Here is a 13,001-nt window from a genome sequence, read left to right as displayed (position 1 = left end):
CTCATTCATGCATTCATGTGGGGTGAGTAGGATGAACCGCATGGGTCACGGAGCCGCCACCACCGCGCAGGACGCCGCCGCACGCGTGCGGCTGGACGCGGACAACGTCGCCAAGGTCGCCACCACGCTCCAGGCCCTGTCCACCCCGTCCCGGCTGCTGATCCTGGCCCGGCTGCGCGAGGGCCCGCTGCCCGCGACCGAGTTGGCGGCGGAGGTCGGCATGGAGCAGTCCGCCTGCTCCCACCAGCTACGGCTGCTGCGCAACCTGGGCCTCGTGGTCGGTGAGCGCCGGGGCCGTTCGGTGGTGTACGCGCTGCACGACGACCATGTGGCCGGGCTGCTCGACCAGGCCGTGTACCACGTGGAGCACCTGCGGCTGGGGATCAGCGACACGGCTGAGTGAGCAACCGCCGCATGGTCTCGGCCGCGCGTACGGCGGCGTCCGCGCAGCAGTTGTTGAACAGCACGTGCAGCTCGTCCGCCTGCCGGGCGGCGCGCCGCAACCGGGGCACCCAGGCCGCGAGTTCGGTCACGTCGTAGTCGTACCGGAAGCGGTCCTCCTTACTGCCCCTCCCCCAGGCCGCGCTGCGGCCGTGGAACCGTACGACGGCGAGGGCAGGCCGGGTGACCGGCGCGATGGGCGGCAGGGACCCGGGCAGACGCTGGGCCATGTCGGTGCCGACGGCCGACGCGCCGAGAGCGGACAGCGACGCGCGGGTGGCCTCCGCACGCTCCGGCTCCCACCACCCCGGATGGCGGAACTCCACGGCGAGCGGCCAGCCCTCCGTACGCAAGGCGCACGCTTCGAGCGTCGCCTCGGCCGCGTCGCCCGGTGCGAACCACGGCGGGAACTGGAACAGCACGGTGCCCAGCCGCCCGGCCTTGCGCAGCGGCTCGACCGCCTCGGCGAAGCGCCCCCACACCTCGTCCAGCAGGCCGTCGCTCGCCCGCCCGCGCCGCAGCGGGCCGGGGTCGGTTCCGCGCAGGTCGGCGGGGAGGGCCTCCGCGCGCGTGGGGTGGCCGGTCAGCAGCGAGAACGCCTTGACGTCGAAGCGGAAGCCGTCCGGCGTGCGCTCCACCCACAGCTCGCTGTTGCGCCGGCTCGGCAACGCGTAGTACCCGGCGTCCACTTCGACAACGGGCAGCCGCGAGGCGTAGTGCCGCAGCCGCCCCTCCGCGTCCCGGCGCCCGCGCGGATACCAGCCGCTCGCCAGGAGCTGCCGGTCCGTCCACGAACAGGCGCCGACCAGAACCTCACCCATGGGAGCCCGGAGTACCCCGGGCTCCCGTGTTCATCCCCCGGCTACTCGGTCGCCGTGGGCCGCCGCGAGGCCCGCGTCGCGTCACGGACGTCGGTGAGCGGGCGCAGCCGGTAGGTGTACGCGTAGTCCCGGTCGGCGAAGAGCTTGAACTCGTCGTGGGTGTGCGCGCCCCAGCTGTTGTCGCCGCCGACACCCATCTGACGGTGGTTCAGGCGCAGGACGACCTCGTCCCTCGGGGTGAGCTGGTAGTCGTGCCGCACGCCGGCCGACAGGTCCTCCGGCGTGAAGTACGAGGCGTTGGCCTCCAGGAGGGGTTCGCCGGAGGCGAGCAGGCCCACGCCGTGGCGGTCGGTGAGGGCGATCCACCGGACGTCGGTCTTGTTGCCGTTCTCCTGCGGGCGGATGTACGGGGTCCACTGCTCGGCGACGGTCCCGGAGTACCGGCCGACGTCCGTGCCGTCGTTGCGGTCCCAGTGGTTCTCCTCGGGTCCGCGGCCGTACCAGTGCACGCGGTCCAGGCGGCGCGGCAGGAACAGCATGGTGCCGACCTCGGGGATGTAGGGCAGGTTGGCGGCGCCCGGGTGCAGGGTGTTGTCGACCTTGATCTCGCCGTTGCCGAACACCGTGTAGGTGGCGCTGTAGGTGGACTCCACCGAGGTGGGCAGCGTGCCGGTGACCTTGATCTCGACGGCCCGGTCGCCGAGCGCGCGCACGGCGACGCCGGTGACCTTCCGGCGGGCGCCCGCGTCGCGCCAGGTCTGGTTGCGGGTGTGCTGGCCGTTGCCCTTGTCGTTGTCGGTGGGCGCGCGCCAGAAGTTGGGCACGGGCCCGGAGGTGAGCAGCCGGGTGCCCTTCGCCTCGTAGGAGGTGATGGTGCCGGTGCGCTTGTCGACGGTGACCGAGAAGCCCTTGCCGGTGATCCTGACGTCCTGGTCGCTGTCCTCGTGGCGCAGGGCCGGGACGCTCTCCAGGCGGGCCGGGGTCACGGCGGGGGCGCCGGTCTCGACGGGGAGCTGCTGCCGGGCCACCTCGAAGCCGGCCTTCGCCCACGGGGTGGACTCCTTGGTGGTGAAGGAGAGGTGGAGGAAGTACTCGGTGCCCGGGGCGGGGCGCTCCGGCAGGCGTACGGGGACCGTGATGTCCTTGCTCGACCGCGGGGCCACGTCCAGCTGCTCCCGGGTCAGCTTCCCGCGCCGTACGACCTCGCCGTCGGCGACCAGTTCCCAGCGGCCGTCGAACTCGCGGAGGTGGGTGAAGAGGTACTCGTTGGTGAGGGTGACGGCGCCGGGGCCGCCGCCGGCGGCGCGGGTGGCGTTGATGGCCTGGTAGACGCGCTTGACCTCGGCGGCCTTGCCGGTGTGGCCGCGGTCGGCGGTGACGATGCCGTCCGCGACGAAGGCCCCGTCGTTGGGGTTGTCGCCCCAGTCGCCGCCGTAGGCGAGGAACGTCTTGTCCCCGGGCCGCTTCTGCTCGGCCTTCACGGTGGCGGCGTCGAACCAGAACCGTACGCCGTCGTCACCGGGACCGCGGCTCTCGGAGGCCAGTTCGGCGGCGCCGAGGGCGCGGGCGTAGACGCGGGCGCGGCGGACGGTGCCGCTGAACTCCCGTACCTGGTTGTCGGCGTCGGTGGCGAGCGCGAGGGGCGCGGTGTTGCTGCTGGGGCGCCGGTCGGTGGTGCGGGTGGCCCGTTCGACGCCGTCGACGTAGAGGGTGAGGGTCCCGGCGTCCGCGTCGAAGACGCCCGCGAGGTGGTGTTCGCGGCCGGTCCAGTCGTCCGGCACGGTCCAGTTCGCGGTGATCCACTGGCCCGCGGAGTGGATGAAGAACTCCAGGGTCCGGCCGTTCTGCTTGAGCGCGTACTGGGTGTCGCCCTTGGCGAGGATCGGCTGGTGGTAGCCCGTCACGTGCGGGGTGACCCAGGCCTCCAGGGTCAGTGATCCCGTGAGGTCGAGGCTGTCGTCGCGCTCGAAGACGGTGATGCCGGACAGGCCCTTGTCGCGGTCGAGGGTGCCGCGGGTGGCGAGGATCTCGCCGCGCAGCCCGGCGGGTCCGGTCTCGGTGAGCAGGGTGCGGGCGGGGACGGGCGTGTAGAGGGACTGGTCCACGAAGTCCCAGATCCAGCCGCCCTGGAGCACGTCGTACCGGCGGACGAGGTCCCAGTACTTCTTGAAGTTGCCGGTGGAGTTCCCCATCGAGTGGGCGTACTCGATCATGACGTACGGCCGGGTGTCGGAGGTGTCCTTGGCGCGCTGCTCGACGCGCTGCGGGCTGTCGTACATCTCCGAGCGGATGTCGCTGACGCCGGGGCGGTCGTCGCCCTCGTACTGGATGACGCGGGTGTCGTCGTAGGAGCGGATCCAGTCGTGCATGGCGGTGAAGGTGGAGCCGCCGCCCGCCTCGTTGCCCAGCGACCAGATGACGACCGAGGCGTGGTTCTTGTCGCGGTGCACCATGTTCTGGGCGCGGGCCACGCAGGCGGCGGTCCAGTCGGGGTGGTCGCCGGGGTACTCGTCGCGGATGCCGTGGGTCTCCAGGTTGGTCTCGTCGACGAGGTAGAGGCCGTATTCGTCGGCCAGTTCCAGCCAGTACGGGTTGTTGGGGTAGTGCGAGGTGCGGACGCTGTTGATGTTCATCCGCTTGATGATCCTGATGTCCTCGACCATGTCCTCGCGGGTGAGCGCGGTGCCGCGGGAGGGGTGCATCTCGTGGCGGTTGGTGCCGCGGAGGGACACCGGCTCGCCGTTGATCCGCATCAGCCCGTCCTTGAGCGCGAACTCGCGGAAGCCGACCCGGTGGGACACGGTCTCGGTCACCTTGCCCGCGGGGTCCCGCAGGCGCAGTACGGCCGTGTAGAGGTCCGGGTGCTCGGCCGACCAGAACCGGGGCCTGGGCACCGCCTTCGCGGCCCGTACGGTGACGTCCTCACCGGCGCGGGCCGTGACGACGTCGACGGGCTGCTCCAGCGGCCGGGACCAGACGGCGTGGCCGCGCGCGTCGTACAGCTGGGTCTCGACGGTGTAGCGGCCGGTGCCGCCCTCGCCGTACGCCCGCACGCTCGCGGTGACGACCAGTTCGGCGCCGGTGTAGGTGTCGTCGAGCGGGGTGTCCAGCTTGAAGTCGCGCAGGTGCACGGCGGGGGTGGAGTAGAGGTGGACCGAGCGGAAGATGCCGCTCAGCCGGATCATGTCCTGGTCCTCCATCCAGTCGCCGTCGGAGTAGCGGTAGACCTCGACGGCGATCTGGTTGGTGCCCGGCTTGAGGTGGTCGGTGACGTCGTACTCGGACGGCGTGTAGGAGTCCTCGTCGTAGCCGACCAGTTCACCGTTGATCCACACGTAGTGCGCGGACTTGACGCCCTCGAAGTGGAGGAAGGTGCGCCGTCCCTTCCAGTCGCGGGGCACCGTGAAGGTGCGCCGGTACTGGCCGACCGGGTTGTAGCGGGTCGGCGCGGCGGGCGGCTGCGGGTCCTCGCCGAGGCCGTTGGGGCCCCAGTACGGGTAGGTGATGTTCACGTAGATGGGGAAGTCGTGGCCGTGCAGCTGCCACACGGAGGGGACCGGGATGGTCTCCCAGTCCGCGTCATCCACGTCGGTGCGGTGGAAGTCGGCGTCCCGGTCCTCGGGGCGGTCGGCGTAGGCGAACTTCCAGCTGCCGTCCAGGCTCAGCCGGTAGGGCGAGCGGGCACGGTCGCCGGCGAGCGCCTGCTCGACGTCCGCGTAGGGCGTGAGCGTGGCGTGCGGTGGCTGGGTGCCGAGCCGGAAGACACCGAAGTCGTTCCACTCCGGGGGCCCGTCGGCGGCCGCCCGGCTTCCGGCCGCCCGCGCCGTGACGGGCGACGCGGAGAGGGCGAGGGCGCCGAGGACGGCGGCGCCGCCCTCCAGGAGACGGCGGCGGCTGACGACCGGGCGGGGACGGCCGGCCGGACCGGCCGGGGACTGGGCGGGTGACACGGGCGAGTGCGGCATGACCGTGGCCTTCCGTGGGCTTCGGGGGCGGCTCAACGCACGGTGCTGTGAGAGCAGTTGCCATGGGGGCGGATCACAACTGCCGGTGACGCGGCGACTACTGAGTCACGGGTCACCCTAGAACCCGAACACAACCGAATCAATTACCCCGTCGGACTTTGTTCGTTCCTGGTGGACGTGTCCGGGTTCGGGGTCGTCAGGGTCGCCCAGTCGACGGTGCGCTCGCACCAGCGGTCCAGCAGGACGCGGTCGTGGCCGACGGCCAGCAGTCCCGCTCCGGTCGCGGCTCGGTAGTCCTCCACGACCCGGACCAGGGCGGCCGTGGTCGAGGCGTCGAGCATCGCCGTCATCTCGTCGCACACCAGCCAGCGCGGGCGCAGCACCAGGGCCCGGGCGAGGCAGGCGCGCTGCAACTGGCCGTCGCTGACCTCGTGCGGCCGTCTGGTCAGCAGGTCGGCGGTCAGCCCCACGGTGGCGGCCAGTTCGGCGACCCGGTCGGCGGCCCCGTCCCGTCGGCCGGTGGCGCGCAGCGGTTCGGCGATCAGGTCGGCCAGGGCGAGCCGGGGGTCCGCGGAGAGGCGGGCCTGCTGGAAGACGACGCCGAAGGCGGTGCGCCGTTCCCGCGGGGCGCGGTGCCGCCAGTGCCGAACGGGGGTGCCGTCCAGGAGGAGTGTCCCGGCGTCGGGCCGGTGCAGCAGGGCCGCGACGCGGGCGAGGGTGGACTTGCCGCAGCCGCTGGGGCCGAGCAGCCCGACCGCCTCCCCCGGCGCGACGGACAGGGAGACGTCCCGGAACACAGGCGTGTTCCGGCCGTACCCGGCGGTGACGGTGCGCAGTTCAAGCACGGTCGGCGGCCTCCGTGAGGACGGCGTGCGGGTGGTGGCAGGCCACCTGTCCGCGCAGCGGGGGCAGGGCGGCGCAGGCGTCGGTCGCCCGGTCGCAGCGGGCGGCGAAGGCGCAGCCGTCGGGCAGGGCGCCGAGTTCCGGCGGCAGGCCGGGGATGGGGGCGAAGGCACGGTCGGGCAGCGCGTCGAGCAGGCCGCGGCTGTAGGGGTGGCGTGGGCCGGGGGTGCCGAAGAACGCGGTGGCGTCGGCGAGTTCGACGATGCGGCCGGCGTACATCACGGCGACGCGGTCGGCGATGCGCTCGGCGGCGGCCAGGTCGTGGGTGATCATCAGCAGAGCGCGGCCGCCGTCGGGCCGGGCGCCCCCGCCCTCGGCCTGGTCGACATGCCGCCGCAGTTCGTCGGCCGTGCGGTCCACCAGGTCCCGGTCGAGCCCGGTGGTCGGCTCGTCGGCGAGCAGCAGGGGCGCGTCGCCGACCAGGGCGAGGGCGGTGGCGGCGCGCTGGGCGAGGCCGCCGGAGAGTTCGTGCGGGTGGTGGTCGAGGTGGTCCGGCGGGAACGCGGCGCGCTCGGCGGCGGCCTCCGCGGCCGCGCGCAGGGCCCTGCGGCCGCCGCGGGTCCCGGTGAGTTGTGCGACCGTCTCCTCCAGGTGCGCCCGGACGGTGCGGACCGGGGTGAGGTGGGCGGCCGGGCTCTGCGGGACGAGGCCGATCAGCCGGCCCCGGACCGTGCGGGCGAGGGTCCGCTCGTCGGCGGCGAGCAGGTCCAGGTCGCCGAGGAGCGCGCGGCCCGCGGTCTGCGCGTTGCCGGGCAGCAGTCCGAGCAGGGCGGAGGCGAGGACGGACTTGCCGCAGCCGCTCTCACCGATCAGGGCCAGGCACTCCCCGGCCGGCACGTCGAAGTGGGCGTCGGTGACGGCGGCGACCCGGCGCCCGCCCGGCATCAGGAAGCGCACCGACAGACCGCGTACCGACAGCACGGGGGCTCGCTCGGTCACAGCATCAGCTCCGATCGGCGACGGGGGTTGAGCCGCTCCCGCCAGGCGCCCGCGAGACCGGCGACGGCGAGGGTGGGCACGATGATGAACAGGCCGGGGAAGAGCGTCGGCCACCACTGTCCGGCGAGCAGCGAACCCCGGGCCTCCTGGACCAGGTTGCCGAGGCTCGCGGTGTGGGTGGGCAGCCCGAGGCCGAGGAACGACAGCGCCGACTCGTGCCACATGGCGTGCGGCACCATCAGTACGGCGGCCAGCGCGGCCTGCGGCAGCACGCCCGGCAGCAGGTGCCGCACCGTCACCCGCCACCGGGACGCGCCGCCGGAGACGGCCGCGTCGATGTGCGGACGGGCACGCAGGGACAGCACCTCGGCGCGGACGATGCGCGCGGTGGACAGCCAGTGGGTGAGCGCGACGGAGGCGACCACCGGCCAGACGCCGGGCCGGAACATCGCGACGACGAAGATGCCCAGCAGCAGGTGGGGCACGGAGGAGAAGGCGTCGACGACCCGCATGACGCCCCGGTCGACCCAGCCGCCGAGCGCACCGGCGGCGGCGCCCACGGCGGTGCCGACGACCGTCGCGGTGAGCGCGGCCGCCACTCCGACGAGCAGCGAGACGCGCAGGCCGTACACGCAGCGCAGCAGCAGGTCGCGGCCGACGTCGTCGGTGCCGAACGGGTGGGCCCAGCCGGGAGCCTCCAGCTTGGCGGCCAGGTCGACGGCCTGCTGGTCGAGCCGCACCAGCGGCGGCACGAGCAGCACGGCGAGCACGGTCGCGGTCAGCAGCACGGCGGAGGTGCGCAGGCGCAGGGTGCGGGTGGAGCGGCCCTCGCCGCCCCGGGAGCGCCATGGGGTGCCGGTCTTCTCGGCGGCGACGTCAGTCATGACCCTCACATCTCACTGAGTTTCACCCTCGGGTCGAAGAGTCCGTAGAGCAGGTCGGCCAGCAGGTTCCCGGCGAGTACGGCGGCGGCGGCGAGGGTGGTCAGGGCGGCGAGCAGCGGGAAGTCGACGGCCGTGGCGGCCTCGACGGTGGCGGCGGCGATGCCCGGCCAGCTGAAGACGCTCTCCACCAGCAGGGCGCCGGTGATGAGTTCGGGAACGCGGGAGCCGATCAGCGTGAGCACGGGCAGCAGCCCCGAGCGCAGGGCGTGTCCGAGCAGGACGGTGCCCTCCCCCAGCCCGCGGGCCCGCGCCCCGCGCACCGGGTCCTCCGCCAGGGCGTCGGCGACGCCCTGGCGCACGTAGAGGGTGAACCAGGGCAGTTGGGAGACGGCGAGCACACCGGCGGGCAGCACGAGGTGACCGGCGACCTGCCCCGGGGTGACCTGTTCGCCGGCGATGTCGGTCAGACCGCCGGCGGGCAGCACGTCCCACTGGAGGGCGAACAGCCACACGGCGAGCAGCGCGATCCAGAAGACCGGCGCGGCCTCCAGGGTGTACGCGAGGGAGGTGACCGCCCGGTCGAGCATCGAGCCCGGCCGGCGGGCGGCCAGCACGCCGAGGAGCGTGCCGAGGGTCACGGCGACGGCGAAGGCGACGGCGCACAGCAGCGCGGACCAGACGAGCCGTTCCCCGATCACCTGTGTCACCGGCTGGCGCAGCACGCTGGAGTGGCCGAGGTCGCCGGTGAGCGCGGAGGTCAGCCAGTGCCACCAGCGGCCGACGAAGGACTCGTCCACAGCGAGGTTCTCCCGCAGCCGGTCCAGGGTCTCCTGGTCGGCGCCGAGCGCGGCGGTGCCGGCGTACGCCTTGACCGGGTCGAAGGGCGAGGCGGCGGCGATCGCGAACACGCCGAAGGTGACGACGAGGACGACGGGGACGGCGAACAGCGCGCGCCGCCCCGCCAGCCGTGCCATCGCGCCCCACGGCAGCCGTCGGGCCGGTCGGATCACTTCTTCGGCCGCCAGTCCTGGATGTTCCACCAGGGCCCGCTGGCGAAGCCGTGCTCGTGCGGCTCCAGTTGGGTGGTCAGCCGGGCCCAGCGGTCGGCGAGGACGTAGAGGTGGTCGATGTGGGTGAGGAAGGTGTAGCCGGGGTCCGCCACGAGGGCCTGCTGGACCTTCTCGTAGGCGGCGGCGCGCACCTCCGGGTCCTGGCTGCGGCGCCCGGTGTCGAGCGCCTCGTCCACGGCCGGACTGTCGTAGTGGGCCATGTTGTTGAAGCCGTCGCCGGCGAGTGCGGAGTGCAGCAGGGTGTAGAGGCCGAAGTCGGGGTCGCCGACGCTGCCGAAGCCCGCGAGGACCGCGTCGGACTTCATCCGCGGCTCGATGACCTCCCAGGCGGCGCCCTCGACCCTCACCTCGATGCCGGCCTTCTTGGCGTCGGAGGCGTAGGCGAGCGCGTGGTCCTGGCGGACCTTGTCGCCGGAGGGGTAGTAGAGGGTGAAGGAGGCGCGCTGTCCGTCCTTGGCGCGGATGCCGCCGGAGCCGGGCTTCCAGCCGGCCTCGTCCAGGATGCGCTCGGCCGCGGCGAGGTCGTGGGGGCGCTCGATGCCGCGCTCGTACCAGGGGTCGTCGACGGGCAGCGGTCCGTACGCCGGCCGGCCCGCGCCGTCGAGGATCTGGTCGACCATGGCCTGCCGGTCCACGGCGGCGTCCAGGGCCCTGCGGATCGCGCGGTCACCGGTGACCTTGCCGGAGGTGGGCAGGGTGACGGCCCGGAAGTCGTAGGACCTGGCCCGGTAGGTCCGCCTGCCGTCGTCCTTCGCGAAGGTGGCGGCGAGGTTGGGCGGCAGGACGGCGCCGTCGAGGTCGCCGGAGCGCAGCCGGGTGGCGCGTACGTTGTCGTCGGCGATGACGGCCATGGTGAAGGACTTCACCGCGGGCTCGGGACCCCAGTAGTGCGGGTTGGCCTTGAAGCCGAGCTTCTCGCCCTTGCGCCAGTTGGTGAGCACGTACGGTCCGGTGCCGACCGGCTCGCGGTTGAAGTCGCCGGTGTTGGGGTCCTGTCCGCCCGCGATGTGCTCGGGGACGATGGGCAGGACGGTGCGGGCGGCGAAGGCCGCGTAGGGGTACTTGAGCGTGAAGACGACGGTGTCGTCCCCGCCGGCGCGGACGGCCTCGACGGCGTCGAGTTCGCTGCGGGCGGTGTTGTTGGTCTTCTCGTCGAGGACCGTGCGGTAGGTGTAGACCACGTCCTCGGCCGTCAGCGGTTCGCCGTCGCTGAACTTCACGCCGTCGCGCAGGGTGTACGTGTAGGTCCGGCCGCCGTCGGTGACCTTCGGCAGAGCGGTGGCGAGCGCGGGCTTCAGCTTCAGGTCGGCGTCCCGGGCGAGCAGCCCGTCGAAGATCTTGGAGTTTCCGTCCTTGCCGTAGCCGAGCAGCGGACTGAGGGTGTCCGGCTCCGAGGCGACCCCGATCACGACGGACTCGGCCGCCCCGGCGTCGCCGTCCTTTTCTCCGTCCGAGGGCGCGGAGCAGGCGGTCGCACCGGCGGCGAACGCCACCGCGGCGGCGGCACTCCGTATCGGAAGCTTCCGATCGGTCCGACGGGTCCAACGGGTCCGACGGGCTGCCATGTCTCCCCCACGCTTGTTGTCGATGCGTGGCTATTGCACATCACTTGCAATAAAGCGTCAAGGGTCACGCGGCGATCATCTGCGTGAGCGGGTTCGTGGGCGTGGTGCTCGCCGTCGACGGCCCGATGCCGACGGCGGCGGCCTTCCTCCTGTGGCTGCTCGCCCTCGCGGTCGGCGTGGCGCTGGTCGCGTTCGGCGTGTACGCCATCGGGCCGTACCGCACCCCGTCCGAGGCGGTCGACTGCCGGACGCCGCTCAACGGGCAGCAGGTGGGCGAGGCGACCGTGGCCGATCAGCGCAGAAGCATGGTCGTCGACTCCCTGTGGCCCATCGGCGGCGGAGCGGCGATCGCCGTCGCCGCGCCGACCGTCGGAGTCGCCCGGGTACGGGACCGCTTCCGGGGCGCCGGGTTCTCCCGGTGTCGCCGGTGAGCCCTCGGCACCCGGGGCGAAACGGGGCCCCGGCCGCGGTCAGCCCACCCGCGCCGCGAACACCTCGTACGCACGGTCGTCGAAGAGGACGAAGCGGACCTCCGTGACCGACGTCCCGGTGGTCCGTACCGTCTCCACGGCGATGCGGGCCGCGTCGTCGAGCGGCCAGTGGTAGACGCCGGTGGAGATGGCCGGGAAGGCGACGGTGCGGGCGCCCAACTCGTCGGCGACACGCAGGGATTCGCGGTAGCAGGAGGCGAGGAGGGCCGAGCGGTCCTCGGTGGCGCTGTGCACGGGGCCGACGGTGTGGATCACCCAGCGCGCGTCCAGCTCGCCCGCGGTGGTGGCGACCGCACGGCCGGTGGGCAGGCCCTTGCCGAAGTGCCCCGCGCGCAGCCTGCGGCACTCCGCCAGGATCGCGGGGCCGCCGTGCCGGTGGATGGCGCCGTCGACGCCGACTCCGCCGAGGAGGGAGGAGTTGGCGGCGTTGACGATCGCGTCGGCGCTCTCGCGGGTGATGTCGCCCTGGACGAGGGTGATGTCGGTCATGTCTGCCTCAGCCTCCGCCAGACCGCCTTCGCCGCGTTGTGGCCCGACATGCCGTGGACGCCGGGGCCCGGCGGGGTGGCCGACGAGCAGATGAAGACGGCCGGGTGCGGGGTCGAGTACGGGAACAGGGAGAGCTTGGGGCGCAGGAGGAGTTGCAGTCCGGAGACCGCGCCGGAGGAGATGTCGCCGCCGACGTAGTTGGCGTTGCGGACGGCGAGTTCGGGCGGGCCGGCGGTGGCGCGGGCGAGGACGCGGTCGCGGAAACCGGGGGCGAAGCGCTCCAGTTGGCGTTCTATGGCGTCGGTGAGGTCGCCGGTCCAGCCGTTGGGGACGTGGCCGTACGCCCAGAAGACGTGCTGGCCCGCCGGGGCGCGGCCGGGGTCGACGACGCTGGGCTGCACGGTGATGAGGAACGGCCGCTCGGGGGCGCGGTCGGTGCCGGAGGCGGCGTCCAGGGCGGCGCCGATCTCCGCGCTGTCGGCGCCGATCTGCACGGTGCCCGCGCTGCGCGGCGCCTCGGCCGTCCAGGGGACGGGGCCGTCCAGTGCGTAGTCGATCTTGAAGACGCCCGGGCCGTACCGGTAGTTCGCGTAGTGGTTGCCCAGTCCGGCGATGCGCGCCAGGGCCGTGGGCGAGGTGTCGAAGACGTACGCCCGCGCCGGCGGCAGGTCGTCCAGGCGCTTGACCTCGTAGTCGGTGTGCACCGTGCCGCCGAGGTCCTTCAGGTAGGCGGCCAGGGCGTCGGAGATGGACTGGGAGCCGCCGCGGGCCACGGGCCAGCCGCGGGCGTGCGCGGCCAGCGCGAAGACCAGGCCTACGGCGCCGGTCGCGAAGCCGCCGAGCGGGGCCATGACGTGCGCGACGAGCCCGGCGAAGAGGGTCTTGACGCGGTCGTCGCGGAAGCGGCGCATCAGCCACGTCGACGGGGGCAGGCCGACCAGTCCGAAGCGGGCGAGGGTGACCGGGTCGCGGGGCAGCGCGGTGAGCGGCAGGGACATGAAGTCCCGGGCCAGGGTGTCCCACCTGGGCAGGAAATGCTCGACCAGCCTGCGGTACGCACCGGCGTCACGCGGCCCGAAGGACGCGGCCGTCTCGCCGACCGAGCGGGACAGCACGGCGGCCGAGCCGTCGAGGAAGGGGTGCGCCATGGGCAGGCCGGGGTGCAGCCACTCGAGGCCGTACCGCTCCAGGGGGAGGTTCCGGAAGGCCGGGGAATTGATGCCGAGCGGGTGCGCGGCCGAGCACGGGTCGTGCCGGAAGCCGGGCAGGGTCAGCTCCTCCGTGCGCGCGCCGCCGCCCACGGTGCCCTGCGCCTCGAACACGGCGACCGAGAAGCCGCGGCGGGCCAGCTCCACGGCTGCGGTCAGCCCGTTCGGCCCCGCACCCACTACGACCGCATCGAGCATCGACGGCACCTTCGGACCCCTTCGTCT

General features: G+C 73.3%; 11 protein-coding genes. 2 read left to right on the top strand and 9 right to left on the bottom strand.

The annotated features are described in order from the left end of the window. Positions 1 to 40: 40 nt before the first annotated feature. A complete protein-coding gene (locus tag BZZ08_RS10770; protein WP_003972519.1) occupies positions 41 to 403 on the top strand; it encodes an ArsR/SmtB family transcription factor in 363 nt (120 codons plus the stop codon). Here BZZ08_RS10770 and BZZ08_RS10765 read toward each other — a convergent pair. From BZZ08_RS10765 to BZZ08_RS10735, 7 genes are all read right to left on the bottom strand, one after another. Continuing rightward, positions 384 to 1,262 carry a DUF72 domain-containing protein gene (locus BZZ08_RS10765; RefSeq protein ID WP_104631944.1) on the bottom strand — a complete coding sequence of 293 codons (879 nt, stop codon included), beginning with the start codon at positions 1,260 to 1,262 and terminating at the stop codon, positions 384 to 386. The two genes, BZZ08_RS10770 and BZZ08_RS10765, sit on opposite strands and share 20 nt — an antisense overlap. Before the next feature lie 41 nt (positions 1,263 to 1,303). Beyond that, positions 1,304 to 5,227, bottom strand: a complete 3,924-nt coding sequence (locus tag BZZ08_RS10760) for a glycoside hydrolase family 2 TIM barrel-domain containing protein (RefSeq protein WP_104631943.1) — start codon at positions 5,225 to 5,227, stop codon at positions 1,304 to 1,306. A 143-nt stretch (positions 5,228 to 5,370) separates the two neighbouring features. Then, positions 5,371 to 6,072, bottom strand: a complete 702-nt coding sequence (locus BZZ08_RS10755) for an ABC transporter ATP-binding protein (protein WP_104631942.1) — start codon at positions 6,070 to 6,072, stop codon at positions 5,371 to 5,373. After that, complete coding sequence (locus BZZ08_RS10750) at positions 6,065 to 7,069, bottom strand: ABC transporter ATP-binding protein (protein ID WP_104631941.1); 1,005 nt, start codon at positions 7,067 to 7,069, stop codon at positions 6,065 to 6,067. Before BZZ08_RS10750 ends, BZZ08_RS10755 begins: the two co-directional genes overlap by 8 nt. Beyond that, the gene (locus tag BZZ08_RS10745) at positions 7,066 to 7,953 is read right to left on the bottom strand and encodes an ABC transporter permease (protein WP_104631940.1); all 888 of its coding nucleotides are present in this window, start codon (positions 7,951 to 7,953) and stop codon (positions 7,066 to 7,068) included. The genes BZZ08_RS10750 and BZZ08_RS10745 overlap by 4 nt, the downstream gene beginning before the upstream one ends. A gap of 5 nt (positions 7,954 to 7,958) precedes the next feature. After that, positions 7,959 to 8,927: an ABC transporter permease gene (locus tag BZZ08_RS10740; RefSeq protein WP_104631982.1), complete on the bottom strand. Its 969-nt coding sequence runs from the start codon at positions 8,925 to 8,927 to the stop codon at positions 7,959 to 7,961. 32 nt (positions 8,928 to 8,959) lie between these two features. Further along, positions 8,960 to 10,588: an ABC transporter substrate-binding protein gene (locus tag BZZ08_RS10735; RefSeq protein WP_104631939.1), complete on the bottom strand. Its 1,629-nt coding sequence runs from the start codon at positions 10,586 to 10,588 to the stop codon at positions 8,960 to 8,962. A gap of 83 nt (positions 10,589 to 10,671) precedes the next feature. On the opposite strand from BZZ08_RS10735, the gene BZZ08_RS10730 reads away from it, so the two are divergent. Beyond that, a complete protein-coding gene (locus BZZ08_RS10730; protein WP_133169189.1) occupies positions 10,672 to 11,019 on the top strand; it encodes a hypothetical protein in 348 nt (115 codons plus the stop codon). Between the two features lie 39 nt (positions 11,020 to 11,058). Here BZZ08_RS10730 and BZZ08_RS10725 read toward each other — a convergent pair whose 3' ends face one another. Both BZZ08_RS10725 and BZZ08_RS10720 read right to left on the bottom strand, forming a co-directional pair. Then, positions 11,059 to 11,568, bottom strand: a complete 510-nt coding sequence (locus BZZ08_RS10725) for an O-acetyl-ADP-ribose deacetylase (protein WP_104631937.1) — start codon at positions 11,566 to 11,568, stop codon at positions 11,059 to 11,061. Next, positions 11,565 to 12,974, bottom strand: coding sequence for a phytoene desaturase family protein (locus tag BZZ08_RS10720; protein WP_104631936.1), 1,410 nt, complete (start codon positions 12,972 to 12,974; stop codon positions 11,565 to 11,567). Before BZZ08_RS10720 ends, BZZ08_RS10725 begins: the two co-directional genes overlap by 4 nt. Positions 12,975 to 13,001: the final 27 nt, after the last annotated feature.

The organism is Streptomyces sp. MH60 (genome assembly GCF_002939385.1).
Lineage (GTDB): Bacteria > Actinomycetota > Actinomycetes > Streptomycetales > Streptomycetaceae > Streptomyces.
The sequence above is the reverse complement of the archived record's forward strand: the minus strand, read 5'-3'. Positions and strand labels throughout refer to the sequence as shown.

What these genes read in the sequence shown, in the direction of transcription:
- BZZ08_RS10770 (WP_003972519.1), top strand. Translation starts at nt 41, where the DNA reads ATGGGTCACGGAGCCGCCACCACCGCGCAGGACGCCGCCGCACGCGTG.
- BZZ08_RS10765 (WP_104631944.1), bottom strand. Translation starts at nt 1,262, where the DNA reads ATGGGTGAGGTTCTGGTCGGCGCCTGTTCGTGGACGGACCGGCAGCTC.
- BZZ08_RS10760 (WP_104631943.1), bottom strand. Translation starts at nt 5,227, where the DNA reads ATGCCGCACTCGCCCGTGTCACCCGCCCAGTCCCCGGCCGGTCCGGCC.
- BZZ08_RS10745 (WP_104631940.1), bottom strand. Translation starts at nt 7,953, where the DNA reads ATGACTGACGTCGCCGCCGAGAAGACCGGCACCCCATGGCGCTCCCGG.
- BZZ08_RS10740 (WP_104631982.1), bottom strand. Translation starts at nt 8,927, where the DNA reads ATGGCACGGCTGGCGGGGCGGCGCGCGCTGTTCGCCGTCCCCGTCGTC.
- BZZ08_RS10735 (WP_104631939.1), bottom strand. Translation starts at nt 10,588, where the DNA reads ATGGCAGCCCGTCGGACCCGTTGGACCCGTCGGACCGATCGGAAGCTT.
- BZZ08_RS10725 (WP_104631937.1), bottom strand. Translation starts at nt 11,568, where the DNA reads ATGACCGACATCACCCTCGTCCAGGGCGACATCACCCGCGAGAGCGCC.
- BZZ08_RS10720 (WP_104631936.1), bottom strand. Translation starts at nt 12,974, where the DNA reads ATGCTCGATGCGGTCGTAGTGGGTGCGGGGCCGAACGGGCTGACCGCA.